The sequence below is a fragment of the Candidatus Limnocylindrales bacterium genome (assembly GCA_035559535.1).
Taxonomy (GTDB): domain Bacteria; phylum Moduliflexota; class Moduliflexia; order Moduliflexales; family JAUQPW01; genus JAUQPW01.
This window is the reverse complement of the sequence record DATMBG010000029.1, coordinates 39,301-57,943: the sequence shown is the minus strand read 5'-3', so window position 1 is coordinate 57,943 and position 18,643 is coordinate 39,301. Positions and strand designations below refer to the sequence as shown.

At 47.5% G+C, this 18,643-nt stretch carries 17 protein-coding genes; 12 read left to right on the top strand and 5 right to left on the bottom strand.

Translation table 11 applies throughout. The features are described from left to right. Positions 1-25: 25 nt before the first annotated feature. The gene (locus VNM22_09645) at positions 26-886 is read left to right on the top strand and encodes a TauD/TfdA family dioxygenase (GenBank protein ID HWP47411.1); all 861 of its coding nucleotides are present in this window, start codon (positions 26-28) and stop codon (positions 884-886) included. Between the two features lie 103 nt (positions 887-989). Here VNM22_09645 and VNM22_09640 read toward each other — a convergent pair whose 3' ends face one another. Together VNM22_09640 and VNM22_09635 are read right to left on the bottom strand one after the other, a co-directional pair. Then, positions 990-1,586 carry a diadenylate cyclase gene (locus tag VNM22_09640; protein HWP47410.1) on the bottom strand — a complete coding sequence of 199 codons (597 nt, stop codon included), beginning with the start codon at positions 1,584-1,586 and terminating at the stop codon, positions 990-992. Between the two features lie 273 nt (positions 1,587-1,859). Beyond that, on the bottom strand, positions 1,860-2,198 hold the full coding sequence (locus VNM22_09635) for a Uma2 family endonuclease (GenBank protein ID HWP47409.1): 339 nt from the start codon (positions 2,196-2,198) through the stop codon (positions 1,860-1,862). A 446-nt stretch (positions 2,199-2,644) separates the two neighbouring features. Between VNM22_09635 and VNM22_09630 the strand changes: the two genes are divergently transcribed. After that, entirely contained in the window at positions 2,645-3,325 is a 681-nt protein-coding gene (locus tag VNM22_09630) for a hypothetical protein (protein ID HWP47408.1), read from the top strand. Here VNM22_09630 and VNM22_09625 read toward each other — a convergent pair. The 3 genes from VNM22_09625 to VNM22_09615 all read right to left on the bottom strand — a co-directional run bounded on the left by VNM22_09625 (position 3,305) and on the right by VNM22_09615 (position 6,863). Beyond that, positions 3,305-4,297 (bottom strand): alpha/beta hydrolase, encoded by a 993-nt coding sequence (locus tag VNM22_09625; protein ID HWP47407.1) that lies wholly within the window; start codon positions 4,295-4,297, stop codon positions 3,305-3,307. The two genes, VNM22_09630 and VNM22_09625, sit on opposite strands and share 21 nt — an antisense overlap. Before the next feature lie 489 nt (positions 4,298-4,786). Then, positions 4,787-5,584: an alpha/beta hydrolase gene (locus VNM22_09620; GenBank protein ID HWP47406.1), complete on the bottom strand. Its 798-nt coding sequence runs from the start codon at positions 5,582-5,584 to the stop codon at positions 4,787-4,789. Between the two features lie 13 nt (positions 5,585-5,597). Continuing rightward, on the bottom strand, positions 5,598-6,863 hold the full coding sequence (locus VNM22_09615) for an LLM class flavin-dependent oxidoreductase (protein HWP47405.1): 1,266 nt from the start codon (positions 6,861-6,863) through the stop codon (positions 5,598-5,600). Between the two features lie 665 nt (positions 6,864-7,528). Between VNM22_09615 and VNM22_09610 the strand changes: the two genes are divergently transcribed. From VNM22_09610 to VNM22_09565, 10 genes are all read left to right on the top strand, one after another. Then, positions 7,529-7,741 carry a VOC family protein gene (locus VNM22_09610; protein ID HWP47404.1) on the top strand — a complete coding sequence of 71 codons (213 nt, stop codon included), beginning with the start codon at positions 7,529-7,531 and terminating at the stop codon, positions 7,739-7,741. Between the two features lie 618 nt (positions 7,742-8,359). Beyond that, positions 8,360-9,754, top strand: coding sequence for a sigma-54 dependent transcriptional regulator (locus tag VNM22_09605; GenBank protein ID HWP47403.1), 1,395 nt, complete (start codon positions 8,360-8,362; stop codon positions 9,752-9,754). A gap of 266 nt (positions 9,755-10,020) precedes the next feature. Beyond that, positions 10,021-10,347: a hypothetical protein gene (locus tag VNM22_09600; protein HWP47402.1), complete on the top strand. Its 327-nt coding sequence runs from the start codon at positions 10,021-10,023 to the stop codon at positions 10,345-10,347. Positions 10,348-10,373: 26 nt separating this feature from the next. Beyond that, on the top strand, positions 10,374-10,958 hold the full coding sequence (locus VNM22_09595) for a hypothetical protein (GenBank protein ID HWP47401.1): 585 nt from the start codon (positions 10,374-10,376) through the stop codon (positions 10,956-10,958). A gap of 12 nt (positions 10,959-10,970) precedes the next feature. Further along, positions 10,971-12,659 (top strand): phage tail sheath C-terminal domain-containing protein, encoded by a 1,689-nt coding sequence (locus VNM22_09590; protein HWP47400.1) that lies wholly within the window; start codon positions 10,971-10,973, stop codon positions 12,657-12,659. Positions 12,660-12,669: 10 nt separating this feature from the next. After that, positions 12,670-13,173: a hypothetical protein gene (locus tag VNM22_09585; protein HWP47399.1), complete on the top strand. Its 504-nt coding sequence runs from the start codon at positions 12,670-12,672 to the stop codon at positions 13,171-13,173. A gap of 47 nt (positions 13,174-13,220) precedes the next feature. Then, positions 13,221-13,712, top strand: coding sequence for a hypothetical protein (locus VNM22_09580; GenBank protein ID HWP47398.1), 492 nt, complete (start codon positions 13,221-13,223; stop codon positions 13,710-13,712). Further along, positions 13,712-14,701 carry a hypothetical protein gene (locus VNM22_09575; GenBank protein HWP47397.1) on the top strand — a complete coding sequence of 330 codons (990 nt, stop codon included), beginning with the start codon at positions 13,712-13,714 and terminating at the stop codon, positions 14,699-14,701. Before VNM22_09580 ends, VNM22_09575 begins: the two co-directional genes overlap by 1 nt. Then, positions 14,698-15,279, top strand: a complete 582-nt coding sequence (locus tag VNM22_09570; protein HWP47396.1) for a hypothetical protein — start codon at positions 14,698-14,700, stop codon at positions 15,277-15,279. Before VNM22_09575 ends, VNM22_09570 begins: the two co-directional genes overlap by 4 nt. 16 nt (positions 15,280-15,295) lie before the next feature. Further along, a complete protein-coding gene (locus VNM22_09565; GenBank protein ID HWP47395.1) occupies positions 15,296-18,637 on the top strand; it encodes a hypothetical protein in 3,342 nt (1,113 codons plus the stop codon). Positions 18,638-18,643: the final 6 nt, after the last annotated feature.

Here is an 18,643-nt window from a genome sequence, read left to right as displayed (position 1 = left end):
ACATTAACCTGAGGAGGAAGCTATCATGGGTATCATTCTTAACAAACTGGGCAGTTGTTTTGCCGCAGAGATTCTTGGAATTGATCTCCGAAAGCCTTTGGAGGAGGATATTTTTAAACAAATACAAGATGCCTTTTATGAATACTCCGTATTGGTCTTTCGAGATCAAGACCTTAACGATGAGCAACAGATTGCTTTCAGTCGACGATTCGGACCTCTCGAGTCCAGTGTCAAAAGCAATCCTTATAGCGGGGGAGGGGGTCCGGTCATTGTCCTCTCCAACGTAAATGAGAAAGGTGAAATCATACCACCAAATTCCGATCAGATGATTTATCTCTCCGGTAATATGCTCTGGCATTCAGATAGTTCGTTCAAAAGAATACCCGCTAAGGCTTCCATACTCTCAGGTCGGGAAGTTCCACCCCAGGGAGGCGAAACAGAGTACGCCAGCACCCGGGCGGCCTACGAAGCCTTACCCGATGAGAAAAAGGCCCTGTTGGAGGGTCTCATAGCCATACACGATTATAGCTATTCACGGGGTCAGGTTGCTCCCCATTTGATAACCCAGGCTCTCAGAGACGAACTCCCTCCGGTCCCCCAGATCCTGGTGCGTACGCTTCCGGAGACAGGTAAAAAAGCCCTCTTCATCGGCTCCCATGCTTCACATATTGTAGGTTGGCCAGTGGAGAAAGGGCGGGCTCTGTTGAAAGAACTCCTGGAGTGGTCCACCCAACCCCAATTTGTTTATACTCACACCTGGCGACCCAAAGATCTCGTCATGTGGGATAACCGTTGTTGCCTGCACCGAGGTCGACCCTGGGACGGGCGAAAGTATCGAAGAATTATGCACCGAACGACCATTGCCGGGGATGGGCCAACGGTATGACCTTAGACTCTCTTTAGAGTGATTGAAACACCACATAAACCGTAAGAGCTGCTATTTGGGCTAACCTTATCCTTTTCAATAAAATAGAAGAAAACAGGAAAAATCAGGCCTCTTCTTTAGTGATAATGGCCATACCTTGAACGGTTTTTTCCGTATAGGGAGGTTTTAAGTGAATATCATACTTACTGAGTAACCAGAGTTCAGGAAGAATTTCCGCAACAAGGCTTCCATTTTTAAAGATTCGAACCACAGAACTTTCTGAAACCGCAATGGCAATAGCTTTGGTTTCTTTAGAGATCGAAGCTGCTGCAACATGCCGACCTCCCAAACCTAAAGGAAGATCCAGTCCTGTAGAAGTTGCGTTAAAATATCGGGTTGCCGATAAAACCACGCCATCTCCCGATATGACAAATCCTCCATCCAGTTGCGCCAGCTCTTTAATTGTTTCACGCATGTCCGGATTATCTACTCTTTTGACTTCATTGGGATGCCCCAAAAGAGGATCCAGAATCAAAGTCCTGGATCGGGCCAAGACTTCTTTTTCATCTCCTACGGTAAAGATAGTCCCAATTCTTCTACCTTCCCTTCCTTCCCGCGCTATCTCTACGGCAATTTCCAAAACCGCTTCTAAAACCTCTGGATTACAGCTTATTTTTCCGTTACACAGTTGCTTAAAAATAAAAGTTTTTATCTTTCTCATAGCTAACTTCAAGAGTTATTTTAAAAACGTTTCAAAATAACGTAGAGGAGCCTCCAGCTGGCTCAAGTGAGGAGTTACTTTCATAAGCCAGGTTGTTATGCAAATATTTCCCTTACCGGTATCGTCCATCCCGGTACTCCATCACCGCTGTCAAGGATGTCATTTTCGGTTAGCACAAGAATATCAGTTCGTGAGCGATAGATCTTGACTGCTTGCTTGCGAGGATTGACTACAATAACCATTCGTGTGCCCCTATCCAGCCACTTAAAGACTTTATCTTCGACTTCCGCTATAAGTGTCACTAGGAAAAATAATTTCTATAGCTAGATCAGGATCTCCTGGTATATATCCCGTAACTCTTCCTATCTTTTCCGCACGTTCTCGACAAATAAAAGCGGTATCTGGCACTTGAACGGTATCAGGATTACGCTCTAACTGAAAGCCTGTTTCTGCTGCATAAACTATCTTCAGGTTATTCGTTTTCACAAATTGATGGAAAGCACTCCCAATATTCATGACAACGCTTCCGCGTTCGCCTCCCGGCGGTACTATTTTTATGAGTTCTCCCCTGACTAGCTCATAGCGAAACCCATCATCCGGCATCCTGAGCAAGTCTTCTGCATAATTACTTGTGTAACTGAATGATTCATGGGCATAATTCTTCCCCTTATCGATAAAGATGATTCCTATAGGGAATATTTTCAAACCAAAAGGTAAGAAATGACTTTTACGGGGTGGTACAGTGACTTTTATATTCCTGTTTTTAGGAGAAAGGTCCTTTCATTCTCTCAGACCCGACTCAAACAAAATTTATTCTGGAATTCAAACATCCCATGTAAGGGCCAATTTAAAGCCCTGACAGGTAAACTCAAGAATCAGCCGAATCCCTCTGCCAGAAGATTTAATCACATAGGCCCTGGAATCAATCTTAACCGGAAACCCCTGGCTGAAGAAAAAGTAGCTCCTTTTTGAATAAGGAGCTATTATGAAATAAGATAGAGCCTCTTAAAGAATAAATCTTTATAATTCCAAACTTAAAAAGGGAGAATCGCCTTCTTATGAAGAAATGGTGGATTGTGATACTGGCTTTGATAATCCCTACAGCATGTACCCATGGGATCGCACAGGATACGAGAAGAGTAGGGATTATCACACGAGACAGTCATCCCAACGTGATGGAAAGCCCAGTTAGAAGTAGTCCCGGTAGTGCAACCGGCAACAGGACCGTAGAAAATACTATTGCGAGTGTAAAGGGGGATCTTATCCTGGACAAGATAATAACTCGAACACCCAGAGGCACCGATCCGGCAAGTGCAACAATAGATATCATCCACGGAGGTACACCGGGTAACACAACTACCGGGATACCCAGTATTAGCCCTGGGGGGAATATTCCAGGGATAACGGGCGGGGTTCCCACCGACAGCACCATGACGGGTATAACCAGTAGTTTTCCAGCCGGTGGTACAACAACTGGAACGACCGGTACCATTACGCTAGGGGGGACTGCAACAGTTAATCGGGTTATTCCAGGTGGTACCACCACCGATATTACAAGCAGTTTTCCGGCGCATGGTACGACCACCGGTACCACAGGAAATATTACGCTCGGTGGTCTTGCCACAACAAGCGACCTTCCCCCAGGTAGTCCGATCCCTCCTTGTCTCCGTGTCCCCGCGTCTCCGCATCTCCGCGTCCCTCTTTTCCCAAAGTCCCCCTCAACGGAAGGCCGATTGTAGGGCCTCACCGATCTCTTGAAGTCCTCGCCGGGACTGCTCCAATACGGCACCAAGTCCGATAAAACCATGGTTCATTTCAAGATAGCGGGTGAGACGGACAGACACACCAGCTTGTTTGAGACGAGCGGCATAGGCCTCGCCCTCGTCTCTAAGTACATCGTATTGGGCCGTGAGAATCAGGGCAGGGGGTAATCCACTCAGATCCTTGGCTCGGAGTGGCGAAGCATAGGGATTGTCGGCATCTGTAGGACTTGACAGATAGCTGTTCCAGAAGTAGATCATCACATCCCGTGTGAGGCCATAACCTTCGGCGTTTTGATAATAGGATGCCGTATCAAACCCATAGTTGACCACCGGATAGATCAAAACCTGTAGGGAAAGTCTGGGCCCACCCTGATCCCGCGAGTACAAAGCCACCGCAGCAGCCAGATTACCGCCGGCACTATCCCCGGCAACGGCGAGTCGTTTAGCATCCCCACCTATTTCACCAGCATGTTCGGCTACCCATCGCAGGGCGGCGTAAGTTTCTTCCAGAGCAATAGGGAATCTGGCCTCAGGAGCCCTTCGGTAATCTACCGCAAGGATCATACTTCTGGATCGATAACATAAGGAGCGACAGATATCATCATGGGTTTCCAGATTGCCAACGACCCAACCTCCTCCATGGGCAAAAATTACAACCGGGAAGGGCCCTTGACCCTGAGGGGTATAGATTCGAATGGGAATCTCCCCGACTGGACCTGGAATCGTTCGATTTTCAACCTTTGCCACCGGTTCATTGAGTCGCGGCCTCGCCAGCATCATCTTCTCTCGGGCTGCACGAAATTCGGCAACCGGTAGCTGACAAAGCAACGAAACCGATGGCTCGGCATCCAATGCCGCTTTAAGTCTCGGATCCAGGGGTATGATTTTCGTTTCTGGATAAGTATTAAAATAGTCCAGAGTATCTCTATAGATCGTTGCAGAGGTCATAGTTTTTTCTCCTTTCTTATAGATTCAAACCTTTCCTATAAGGTAGCACTTTGTAAAGTTAACTCCGGTTACTCCTCTTCCCCCTCACCCCGGCCCCTCTCCCACGCTGTCGGAGAAGGAAGCGGGAAGATCTCCGGGCCGGCTCCAGGTGAACCCCCTCTCCCGAGGCTTCGGGAGAGGGGGTTGGGGGTGAGGGTGGAATAACTATTTAAATTTAACCTTACAAGGTAATAATACCTTGTAAGGTTAGTTTCAATGTACCTTAAAAACCCCGCTAGGGGGAATCTGCCTGTAGCAAAACAGTTCTCCAACCCTATGAGAGAAAGCTCCACGAGGAGTACGACTGGTTCGGAACAAATCTAACCCAGATCGCTTCTGGGGGAGTCAAACGAGACGTTGGACCTACCCTAAACAATCAGTTCTTGACGGAGCTTTTAAGGATTTATCCAGATTAACTTTACGAGGTAATATCCTTTGGACTTTCTCCTCCTATCTTTGTAAGAAATCTCGTATCAGATGGGAAACGGTTGTAAGCTGCTCGAGGTGAGGCATGTGAGCTGCCTTATCCAGGATCTCTACCCGGGCATGGGCAATATAATGGGCAAATTCCCGAGCATAGACGGGGGATACCAGCCCATCCTGTTGGCCCCAGATGATGAGAGTAGGTGCATGGATACGATGCAGACGCTTCTTAAGTCCTTTATCTGGAATAGGCCAGACAAACTTACCTGTACAACCCAACGTCCAAATCCTCTGAATCTGGACCTCTACCTGGGCCTGGGGATCGTCCGGCACGGACAGAAATCGGGTTGCCAAGGGTCCTTCAGGATCATAGAAGACGGCTCTGGCCACCGCTTCAGGTGCCATGGACATCCAATTCTTAACCGGCGTATCGTCGCGCCATAACCCTATGGGGCTGATTAACACTAAATGGCTCACCCGATCCGGGTTGGTGGCGGCCACCTCAGCAGCCACCATACCTCCGAAAGAATGCCCTACAACGGCCGGGGCTTGCAAGCCGAGTTGGTCAAAGAGTTCATAATAATATAGCACCAGATCCCAAAGGTTATCTAAAAATCGAATGGCCTCGGAGTTACCCGGTGTTGTCCCGGGATGTTCAGGTGCATAGACCGTATAATGTTGAGCCAGGCTATCCAGGAATGGGTCCCAAACCAGGCCGTAGGCATTATGCAAGAAAACCAGGGGAGATCCCTCCCCTGCCATTTTAATCCGGGATTGAATCTGATCCCCCCACACCTTCACAGTTTGTTCTTTCACCGTTATCATCTTGATTTTTCCTTTAAAAAGATATTTTACTATTGGAGGCTCCACCCACAGGTTGGCGCCTCTTACGCAGTTGAACCGGCCACCACTTGTTCTCCCATTGATCGTCCCAGAGATCCTGCAGATGGGGGAAAACCTCTTTACTAAAGAGTTCTATGTTCTTCAAGGTCAGATCATGGGGCATAGAACCGATATGTAATAAGACCATTAGGTTACCAACCCGGAGATTCCGGATCGCCTCTTCCAACTGTTCCCGTACAGAAATCGGACTACCTCCAATGACCAATCCGTTTTCTACAAAATCTTTATACTGCCAATGATGAATCTTCTCTCTAATCTCCCGCTGAGTTTTTATAAAACCCTTCTTGAGGGAATTTTCCAGACTACGGTAATCCAGATAACCCGGCGCCAGGTAGAATTCCGGCGCAATATGGAGACATTTGTTGTAGAAGTAGCGAATGTGGGGAAAGTATTCGGCCTCAGCCCGGGCATCTGTCTCGGAAACAACCACCAGTTGCAGAAATCCTGCCCGATAAGGATTAGGCTCAAGTCCCCGGACTTCGACAAATTCCCAGAATCCATCCATGATCCGTTGACTCAGTTTACTGCCGTAGTAGCTCAGGTAACAATAGCAATAATCCTGTCGGGTAACGAAATCCCAGGTACTCAGACTCCCAAGACCCGGTACCCAGATGGGCGGATGGGGTTGTTGAATGGGACGGGGCCAAAGATTCACCATGGGGAGTTGGTAATACTTGCCATTCCAGGCAAAAATTTCTTTGGCTTGCCAGGCCTTTAGAATAAGATCATGGGCTTCATAATAACGCTCCCGTTGTTCCATGGGAGAAATCCCATAGCAGAGATTAGCATCCATGGAGGTACCCAGGGGCATCCCGGCCACTAAACGGCCTCCACTGATACAATCTAACATACCATATTCTTCTGCAATGCGAATGGGGGGGATCGTGGTGGGAAGGGTCGATCCCATCTGTACAATGGCTACATCCATACTATGGGTGGCCCGGGCCAGCACCGAACCCATTAAATTGGGACTGGCCATAAAACCATAGGCGTTCTGATGATGCTCATTGACGCAAATCCCATCCAGACCAGCCTGAGCGGCATAAATCAACTCATCCAAGGTCCAGTTGTAATACTGCCCAACCTTTTGGGCATCTGCCAGCTCCCACCAGGGGGGATCCACCCATACGGAATGATACCGCCGTTCAAAATCGACCGGGAGATCCCGATACGGCATCAGATGAAACATCGAGATCTTCATCTCCGTCCTCCTTTAATCGGTTTTATTTTAAAGCTGTCCGAACATTTAAAAACTCCCAGGAAATTCTATCCCTTTCCTCCCCTCTCGACCTCTCCGGGAGATTAACTGTAAAAATACCTTTATTGTATCTTGACTCCTGCCGGTGTCAATAAGAAACGTAGCTATAAAATTTTTCATCTCTGTTTCCAACTCTGGATGGCCTTGCCGATACTATTAGACAGTTTTAGCTGTTAAAGACCCTTTTGTTTATACTTTTATCATCTTTATAGACTCCTAGAAAGGAAATTACCAAACGCTTGGAAGGATAACTCGATACCGTTAAAGGAGATTCTAACCTTAAAAGATCCTATTTACTCCAAACGGGTCACCCCACTGAAACTTGTTCGGTAATTTAACAAGATTGAGATAAGTATAAACTTATCAACTGATCTTATGAAGAATAAAAGTAATACAAAACTGATAAATAATTCAGACTTTATGAAATAAATTTCATAAAAAAAATAACCTTTTACTTCGGTTATTGGTCAAGAATGGTAAAAATCTCCCTTCTATGGGGTTTTCATAGGAAAAGAAACCTTTTAATCCAGTTGGTATGATCATTGCGATAGAGATATATGAAAATAGTTGTAATTTATCTTCCTGTTTAGATTTTAGAGGGCAAAACTATGAATCTAAGCAATCATGAAGAACATTATATTAAACTCCAGGTAACTGATCTGGAGACCTGGATCAAGTTTTATACAACCGACCTGGGATTTGAACCCTTGTATAGAGACAAATTTACCGTGCTTTTATCCGACGGCTATACGATACTGAAACTGTGGGAAGACGAATCACAGATGAGAGAGGTGACCGGCCGGTCGCCCTTACCATCGTAAGGCCATCCTTGTCTCTTTTAAAGAAACATTCTGTCTTCAAAGCAGAAACATGTCATAAGCCCAGGATAAGTTACCCGGACAAAAATTGAATTTTTTTGTCTCTATAATAGAGACTATCGGAAAAGGAAGTGCCCTCCTGTAATTCCTTGTCCCCTTCTCCCTTCTCCATATGCGCCGGAATAAGACAGAAAAGCTTGACCCTCTGTGTGCGCAGACGCCTCGTCACTTCTCCTTCCCTGCGAGGGAAAGGAGGGGGAGTGGGAACCCAGGTCATTCCCAAGTTCCCCCTTCCCGCGTCGGAAGGGATAAGGGATCAGGTTCTCCCTGTTAAAAGTGGTATAAGGCTTGCTTGAGTTATCTCAAAAGGCAAAAACTTCATCCCGGGTAAAGGGAGGTCAAAGTATGGAAACAGGATAAAATTGAACAGTCTAGACTCCATAACCCCAGAAGCTCTGAAAGGGTTCCTAGAATCAGATCCCCCGGAACCCAAAGATCCGGGGGTAGGACCTCAATAAGGTCGAGGGGAGTGTCTGGAAAGATTACACCCGGGTGATTTTTAAGGGTCCTACTTTATTACGAGACAGAATCCATACCCTGGATAGGTAAAAGGAGGGCAAAATGGATTTCTCACATATTTTACTCATCGACCTGGATCCAGACAGATGTTCTATAAATCCTTGTAAGCGACTGGTTGAGCAAATAAGTAATTCCCTATCTGCTATGAAACCTCAAATTTACACCACAACCCGTTTTCCACCTAAGAAGGTATCCTTTTCCCTGGATATGATCCTCTTTCGGCCTTCTTTAGTGGAGAATTCTGCTGAAATGATCCAGTTTCTCAGAAGAAGCTGGAATTCGGTTCCTATTTTCGGTCTTTTTTGTCCCGGAGAAACCACTTCCCCCTCTGCGTTTCAGCTCCTGCTGGAGAATCTAGACGATTTTCTTTCCTGTCCGTTCAATGAAACAGACCTTTATTTACGGGTTCAACGCGTTTTTCAAAGTAAAAGAAAAACCTCCTTTACCTCTCAGGCTGGAGAGATCAATCTACCACCTTATCGGGAGACCTTGATCGGTGAAAGTAAATCTTTTCTGCAAGTGATTGAAAAGATTCCTGGAATTGCTTCCTCCGATGCCATGGTTTTGATTTCAGGCGAGACTGGAACCGGTAAAGAACTGGTAGCCCGGGCGATCCATTATCAAAGTCCGAGGCGAGGAAAACCGTTTATCCCGGTTAACTGCGGGGCCCTGCCGGAGCATTTGATTGAAAATGAACTCTTCGGGCACGTAAAGGGAGCTTTTACCGATGCCTCTTCGACAGAGAAGGGTCTTCTGGCCGAGGCAGAGGGTGGAACCCTTTTCCTGGATGAGGTGGATAGTTTGAGTGTTTCCGCACAGGTTAAACTGTTACGTTTCTTGCAAGATCGAGAGTACCGCCCCCTGGGCACTTCCAAAAGCTTAACCGCCGACGTTCGGATCATCGCCGCCACCAATGCCGATCTGAGGCAGCAGATTCAGACCAGGCAGTTTCGAGAAGATCTTTACTATCGTTTGAATGTTCTTTTCCTTCACCTTCCCCCCCTTCGGGAACGAATGGAAGACATTCCCCTGCTGGCCCATCACTTTCTCGCCCAATATGGAAAACGATATGGTCGAGGGTCTCTTTGCTTTTCTCCCGCTGCTTTACAAAAACTTCTGACCTATCCCTGGCCCGGAAACATCCGAGAACTGGAAGGTACGATTCAACGAGCAGTCATTCTGACGTCTGCCCTGATTCTCCAACCCCATGACATCGAACTCCCCTTTTCCTATTGTAATGAAGCTCCAACCGGGGAATCCTTCCAGGAAGCCAAAGCTCGGGTCATCCGACAATTCGAGCAGACTTATCTGACTCACCTTTTGATGGTCCATAAGGGAAATATCTCCCGGGCAGCCAAACAGGCTAAAAAAGAACGTCGGACTTTCCAACGTCTTCTTCACAAATATAACCTGCATCGAGATACCTTTCGAACTTAACCGGATCCATCTTTTCCTGTAGCCCCATCCCTTTGATTCAACCCCCCCTTTCTGGATTCAGAAACTGCGGTAAGTATCCCTCACTTTCTGAGGTAAATTTACCTCCATTTCTCTTTTCTTCTACCCCAGGGGATTTCCTGGAAAAACAACCGAAAAACCGGTGGGGTTCATAAGCCATATCCCCTTCAGAGGGAGCCAGAAGTTCTTATAAATGAAGGGGTTAAAAATCAAATTTACCTGGTATTCTATTTGCTTCTCTGTCACATATGAATTCTCCAAAGGAAAAAGAATCTTTCAGGGCTCGTCAGAAATTGATTGAAGAAATTCTCCATTACTTAACCGAACACCCTGACGCAAAAGATACCCTGGAAGGGATTCTCAAGTGGTGGACTCCAAAAAGTCAGGCTAAAATAGATGGAAAAGCCGTTCAAGAAGTCCTTGATTTTTTGGTCTCAAAGGGATGGTTGATAAAACGAGAAATCCTCCCTTCTCCAAAAATCTACGGACTGAATAAAAATCGGTTGAAAGAAATAAAGGTATTTTTACGTGAACTGACCGACAAAACCCAGGGGAAAAAGGAATTAGAACCCTAAACCTGTCTATTTGAGTTAACGGGAGGATGTACCGGATAATTGATAGACTTGTGGAAGTTTTATCTGCTTCTCCGGAGCCTGTGTTATCTGCCGGAAGCTTGGGAGTGAAGAAACCTTCCACCGGCAGCGAGATTCCAGCCGTTGTCATGTCCCTAACCATTGAAGATTATAAGGGCACAGGAATCGGGCGTTTGATTCGTACCGGAGATGGGGAGAAAGGCGAAGTGTTGGAAGAGACCTACAGGGGCTTCTTGATGCTGGAGATATGGGCCAACAACGGGGATTCGGTCCAGGAAATTTCCGAAAAACTTCAAAATAAATTGAAATTCAATCCTGCCTTGTTAAAACAAAAAGGATTCGTGAAGCTCCAGCCTGCACGTCTGGAGCCTGTGGAAAACGTGTTACATCATCCATCGGTTGGCTCACCCTTCCCTGTTTGGAAACAACCCTTAGGCTACAGATTTGTATTTGAGTCTGAGGAAGGTCGGGAAGTGAGCAGCGGTCTTATTAAGAGAATTGATGTGGATATGGGGCAACATCCCCCGGAGTCATTAGTTATCAAACGAGGACGTTTGACCTACTCTGTTCCACCGTCAACCAACAAAACCTAGAGAGGTATCCTTATGGCCGAAGTTATTACGGAAACTATCCTTCCCGGTACTTACATCGAGGTCCGGGCTGAAGGGCTTCTGACCATTGGAGCTATTGCTACGGGAAACGTGGGTATTATCGGAACGGCTGAGATGGGAAGTAGTAAGATCGAAAACCTGAGTAGTTTTGAGGAAGGGCGGGCCAGGTTTGGGGAAATAGAGGAATGGGACCTGAAAGGAGGGGAAAGTAATCTCACCCTAGTTCGAGCCCTCAAATTTCTCTTTGATAATGGAGCCCGTACCGTTTATGCGCAACGGGTGTTGGACGAAAAAACAGCCAGGGGAGCAACCTATCAGATATCCAATGAAAGTAATGCTCCGGTTCTGACCTTAAAAGCCAGGACCCCGGGTACCTGGGGGAATCGACTACAGATTCGGATTGAGGAGGCTGAAGTCCAGGAACTCGTCAGTAAGGAAGTGGTTGCCCGCAGTAACGGATCTTTTGTGCTTTCAGCCCAGAAAATTCTTCAACCGCAGGCCGCGGAAGGTGGTAACGGTGCAGAATCGAGTATAGGCAGTGTAGTAGTCCTGGAGCAGGGATTAGCGAAAAAATATCAGCTTAAGCAAACCCAGGCTTCTACCAGTGTAGTTCAGGTGAATCCAACCAATCGTACGCTGACGTTTGCGATCCCGCCCTCCTCAACGGCAGAGGTACTGGCCAGCTACTGGGTACCTAAAGAAAGCCTGCGAAAAGTTACCTTACGATATGGCAATACTCAGGAAGTTTATATCGTTCCCAGCATTTCTTACCTGGCTCAACGGCTTAAGGATGAAGAGAATCCTTCCAGATTGGTAGAGGTCGTCGAAACAAAAGGAGATGGCCTGCCCAAGACAACCCCAAGATTTGAGGCCTTTTCAGGGGGGGAGAACGGAACGGTATCCTTAAGTCATTTCCAGGCTGCTCTGGATAACCTGGTCGAGCAAAATGTACAAATCGTGGTGGTCGCAGGACTCAAATTCTCAGATATCAAAGCAGCCATTTTGGGTCATGTGGAAAAGACGGAAAATCTGGGTCGTGAACGTATGGCCGTGGTTGGAACCGATAGCAGTGAAATGGAAAAGATCCTGGAGAATGCCAACGAAATTGCCGATAAGCGGATTGTTTTGGTAGCACCGGGTCTTAGAGAAAAAGATCCTCAAACCGGCCAGGTAGTAGATTTGCCCCCCTATTTTGCCGCAGCGGCTGTAGCCGGTAAGCTGAGTTCTTTATCTCCCCACATCAGCCTGACCAATAAGACCCTGGCCGGTATTGAGGATCTGGCCATGGAGTACAATTACGGTGAGCTGAAGGCGCTGGTACAAAACCGTGTGCTTACCCTACAGAAAAAGCGGGGTATCCGGGTCGTTAAAGGGATTACCACCGATGACGAAGCATTTAAACAAATTACCCTGCGTCGGATCGTGGACTACGTTAAAGAAGGTACCCGCCTGGGTGCAAACCAATATATTGGCAAGTTAAACAACAGGCGGGTGAGGGAAAACCTGCGCACCACCCTTGATAGCTTTCTATCGGATTTGATCCTCCGGGAATTTCTGACCGGATACAAACTTACCGTCTCGGCAGATCGCGCCATGGAGATTCGAGGAGAAGTGCTGGTGGTTATGGATCTCAATCCTACCTTCAGTATTGACGTGATCCGCGTTATCATGAACTTAAGCTGAGGAGGTTACCATGTTTAATACCCATGCTTTTTATGGTACCGATGGGGTTTTGACGTTGAGTGATCCAGATGGCCTGGATACGGGTGTCTTTACCGGTTACCTGGGTGAAGACGGGCTTGTAGGTCGGGTGACCAACGTATCCATCCAAATTTCAACGGAAGTTAAATTTTTTCACGAACTGGGTTCTCGGGCTCCCAAGGAGTTAAGGGCAGGCAATATTATCATCGAGGGAACGGTCGAGCGGGCTTTTATTAACGGCGCGCTTCTAAAATTAATGTTGGGCCCATATGCTGAAAATGAAGAAACTACCGGTTTTAGGATCCCCAGTTTCAATATGAAAATTATCCTCGACAATTTAATGCCCCCAGGAGATGCAGGAAATAGTATTCTAACGGTTTACGGCGTCATGTTCGATACCTGGCAATTTAGCTTACCGGAAGATGACTTTGTCCTTGAAAAACTATCTTTCAAAGCCAAACGCATCAGTATCCAGGATACTGAAGTTCCCACATAAGAGGTGATCTAAACAAAATCCATGAGGTTTCCTAGGAGAGAAAAACTATGTTTATTACCCCCGAAGAACTTTTAGCCGGCAAAGAAATGACCTTTGAAATCGAGATTCCACCCGAAATCCTGTATCCTACGCCAGACGGTAGGCCCCCCGAGGGTGAACCCAGAAAAAAGATCAGGCTTCGACCCCTTACCGTAAAGGATGTTCAACTCATCGCCAAAGCCGCCAAAGAGGATGAAGTCTTGACCTCCGTGCTTATGATTCAGAGGGCCGTCGTAGAGCCTAAACTTAAACAAAATGAAATTGCAGACCTGCATAGTGGACTGGTCCGCTTTCTCGTTGATCGCATCAACCATATCAGTGGCCTGAGTACAACTGAAGATGAAATGCGAGAAATAACTGAGTCTCCCATCGTACAAGCCTTCTTTGTGCTGGCAAAGGAATTTAATTGGACCCCCCAACAGGTGAAGGAAATGACGGTTGGGCAAATTATCAGTTACCTGGAATTGCTCAATCAGGCTAAAAAGACTTCTCCATTTTGATGAGAACCGGTATTACCAGATTTTTAGTAAAAGCTACGGGTCCTTCAAGGTTACGTTCCGAGCTCTGTCTAAAAACTAAACCGCTGGGTACCTTTTTAAAAGCTATGGATGCTATCTGTGTTTTACAGACCCAGGTTCCCAGAGATGTCCTGGAAGGTGGCGTTTTGACCTTAATGAGCGGGCGTTTACGACAGTTACTTCAATACCCGGAACAATCTGAAAAGGTCATGGAGACAGCTACTCTGGATAGATGGAGATTTGCTTCTCAGGATAATTCTTCTGTTGATCTGGAAAGAGAAAAGCTCTCTTTAAGCCCGGTTTTAGCGAAAAAGTCCTCTGATCCGTTGGATTTATGGAAAGCTCCATTCCAAAGTCGGAAATCGGTTTTCCCCGCATCCCGGTTAAATCCCAAGCAAACATGGAAAGAGCAAAGGGATGTCGTCTTTAGAAGGCGTAATCGACAGGGACAACCAGTTACCTCTCTGTTGGTTAAGAAGCTTGGGGAATACCGGCAGCTAAACCAGGGGGTTCGGATTCCGGAAGGGGATTTAAATCAATCGACCAGGGTTGAAAAGGATCAAGGGGGGAATGGAATTTTATCTCCAACTTTATGGCGTAACGCCTTAGAATCAGCATCTCGACCCGAAATACTTAAACCTTCAGAGGAAGGAGGAAGAAGGAATCAAACCTCTTTTTCAACCTTGTCGGGCCGTACTCTGGCATCTCGGTCCTGGCCTGAAATGACCGGACAACAGATTGCTCAAAGGCTTCACGCCTTTGTCTCCGGTCAGGGGGGGTCTGATTCTTCCCAACGGATTCAGAAGATAACACCTATCAATTCGTCGGAGAAAGTGGAGATTCAAAACATTTTCAATATCGATGTAGAGGCTTCGGAGGGTAAGGAGATGGGGTCCCTTAGGGATCTGTCCGAAAAAATCGTCCATATCTTGCGGGAACAGGCTTTACAACACGGGATTGATATCACATGAAAATCAAACCTATGCTGGGATCTTTTGCCCTGGAGGGTATTGAGTACATCGAATCCTCGGAAAGCCGGGCGCTGGTGGAGCATCGGGTTCCGGGTCTGGCGGGGAATTATTTCCAGGATATGGGAACCGTACCCAACGCCATTGTGATCGTCGGTACCAGACACGGGGATGAGGCTCGGGATACTTTTTTGAATGGAATTCGAGAGATTTTCAATAAAGGTGAACCAACAACCTTCGTGGCCGATATCAACACCGCAACCGATATCACCGAGGTGATCATCGAAGATCTGGAGGTTGTGGAGGTTTCAGGGAGCCCGGATAGCTTCCGGTATCTGATCAAATTACGAAAATATGTTAAGCCGCCGGAGCCTCCTGCAACAAATTTGCTGGACACCGGAATTTTGGAGGATGCCATGAATTTAGTAGATACGGCCATGAATGCCATAGATACTTTGTCCTCCATCCCTAACTTTGGAGATCCCACCCAGCCTTTACGTCAGGCATTGGATGGGATAAAAGCGGCTACTACGGGCCTGGATACCGTTGTCACCGATCTACGTAATTTGTTTGGCCCATAGAATCGGGAAAAGCTTTATGGGACTTTTACAACAGCTACCCACGCAAGAACAATTAACAAATATTCTGGCTCCCGTGCTGGGAGATGAAGCCGCAGGAACAGGAGTCGCCGGGGTGTTGAAACTTTTAGAGAAGATCAATCCATCCCATTTGTCGGCGTCTCTGGCAATAAAACTGGATCAGAATTTTTCTGCCCGGGTTTCGGTCAACACCGACGCAGTGACCGGAGGAGCATCAGCCCAATTCCGGCAGGCGGTGAACGCCTTTCCGGATCCACCTTCCTTAATTCAACCCCTTAATGCCAGGCTGGAAAGCCTCAGAAACCTTTCCGCAGACAATCTTTCTGGACAACTGCTGACCGGTCTCCAGGGGCTCCAAAATATTGCGTCACTTATTCCACCCAGTGCGCGGGAATTGATCACCGAAGCAGCCGATCGAATGACACAGATCAAAGGTGAGTTTATCTCCGGCGAATTCGGCCAGATCAGGCAATGGAGCGAGAACGTTCAAAGGTTATATGAGGAGATTCAACCGCTCCTCCGGGGTGACCCCGGCACACTCGAAAATCGTTTGTTGGCCTATCTACGTGAGAAAGTTACCGATTTGGTGCGGCTGATCTTGCCGGGCGAGAACCTGGCCCTGGTCATTTCGGGTAATCTCGATGCGGCGATCTCGACCGAAAAGCTATCGACAATTAACACCCTTAAAGCCGATCTGATCAACGCCATGGACCGGGTCCGTACCGAGTTCGAGCAAGGCAACTTCACCAATACGACTCATTTTGCTTCTGTGCGGGCCAGCTTTCAACAACTGGTCGATGCCCTGGCTTCCATTACTATGACCCTGCGCCGTTTCCTCGATCAACCTATTGCCACTGCCGATGGGCTTTCACATGCCCTGCAACAACAATTCGAGAACTTCCTGCAGATCGAGATCATTGACCTGGGCAACATCCGCGATAAATTTACCCAAGCCATTGGGCACATTGAAGAAGCAATCCGCGGACTCGATCTGGATCTCATCCGACAGAAGATCGAAGGGATTTTCGATCAAATCAACGGAGTGATTGGAAAATTCGATCTGAGTCAATGGACAGGGAAGCTGACCGACCTGCAAAAACAGCTTCAATCTGTTTTAGATGCGCTCGACGGGGCACTGTTCGAAGCCATTGCCTCGATCCGTGCTGTCTTTACGCAAATCAAGGATACCCTGAGATCCATGGCTTCAACGCTTGGAAGCTACGACGAACAGGGTAACTTTCGCTTTCACATTCAGCAACAGATCGAAGACTTCCTTAACGGTGTAAAACAAACCCTGCAGGAGACGATCCGGCCTTTAGTTGATCAATTCAAAAACACCGTCGGGCAGGCATTACAGCAGGTGCGTGATGGTCTAAATGCCGTCAAAGGTGAGATTGAGAAGGTCAAAACACAACTTCAAGGAATGCTGCAAGGCATCAATGATCAGCTTCAGAGCCTGGACGTGGCGGGTACGGTCGAAGCGGTACGCCAGAAGTTGGAAGGGATGCTGAGTTCGCTGGGAAGTATTGATTTCGATCCGATTGTTGATCCTGTTGTCGCCCAGATCAACGAGATGCGCGATACGCTGAAGAAGATTGATGTTTCATCATTGAACGAATTTACCATCGGTGCCCTGAAGGTCTCGGTGGAAGTGATGGTAAAGATTGACTTTTCAGTTCAAATCACCGATGCGCTGATGGCAGAGTTCGACAAGTTGCTGGAGATTCCAAAAAAAGCCCTGGGTGAAATCGAGACCAGCGTGGAGAGTGTCCTCCAACGTTTTGGTCAGCTTGCACCGGAGGTGCTACTTAAGCCGCTGGACAACCTGTTTGCCCCGATTATTTCTCATCTGGATACGCTCAAATTGGAAGTGTTGCTCAAACCGCTGGATGAATGGTACACGCGTGCTCAACAAGAACTGGACAGGGTCTCACCCGCCATGCTCCTTAAACCTTTGATCGATCTACACGCCCAACTGGCTGGTGCATGGGATAAGATCTCACCTGTAGAACTGATTCGCCCACTGCGAGAAGCGATAGACGATATCAAGGCCCAGGTTCGAAAAATTGACGTCACCGGGCTCTCAGCTAAATTGAGCGAGGTAATTAATCAGGTGAAAGGAGCACTGGATAAGATTTCTCCGGATCGCCTGCTCAACCCCTTGGTGGGAGCATTCGACAAAATCATGGCTGCACTGGATAACTTTGATCCGGCTATCCTGCTAAAACCGCTCACAGATATCTTCAATGTGCTGGCCGCACCTCTGGCCAATCTCACATCGGATCACGTGGGATTAATCTCAGAGATCTTTGCCGTTCTGCGCAGCGCCGTGGATGCCTTTGATCCAAAGCGAGTTTTTCAGGTCGTGAGAGAAAAGGCCACCACGGTGAACGGTCTACTCCAACAACTGAACGTGGGGGGACTGCTCGCATCGCTTAAAGGACCCTACGATTCGATGCATGCTTCCTTTGAAGCCCATGGTGGCCCGGTACACGTTTCATTGTCTGCCTCTGTAGAAGACTTAAATCCGTTGCGCAATGCTGCCATCACGCAGGCCGTGAACGATCTGCAACACGCCCAGGTACAAATCAACACGCTGGCACATCTTGAGCCGTCGATGGATCTGATCAACCGATACAACACCGAGATAAGAGAAAAACTGGAATCGCTGATTCCGATATGGGCTAAAGAGAACGTCTCTCCCGATTCCATCCGACGTGTGTTTCGATTAGCCAATCCCTTAAACCTGACTACCGAGATCCATCAACTCTACGATGCTATCAAGCAGCAGTTACGGAACTTTGATCCGCGTATTTTGCAGGAGCAGATTAAAGTCTCTTTTGAGCGGTTGAAAACAGCCCTCTTTTCGCTTGACCCCCAGGCGCTTACCCATCAGGTGCAAGAGGTACTCAACGGGTTATTCCAACGACTGGACGGCCTTGATTTACAGTTAATCCTTAATGAGCTGAGCGGTGCTGCAGACGAAGTGAAAACGATCATCGTCGGCCTGGACCCGGGACCGATTATCGTCCAACTACAAAATCTGGTAGACGAGGTAAAGGGGTTGGTGGCTGCCTTACAGCCTTCTCAACTGTTAAGTGAGTTAAACGAACCCTTCAAGTTATCGAAAGAAATTGTTGCCGAATTTGATCCGTCTACCTTCAAGGAGCCGCTTCAGGCCACGTTTGAGAGCATTCAGAAAGTGTTGGAAGCCGTTGACATAGGGGTTATCCTTCAGCCGTTGACAGATCGGCTAAATCAGCTACGTGGTGAGTTGGCGACAGGGCTGAAACGGACTGAAACGGCATTTAATGGAATGATTGCGGCTATTCCGGTGTGAGGATCG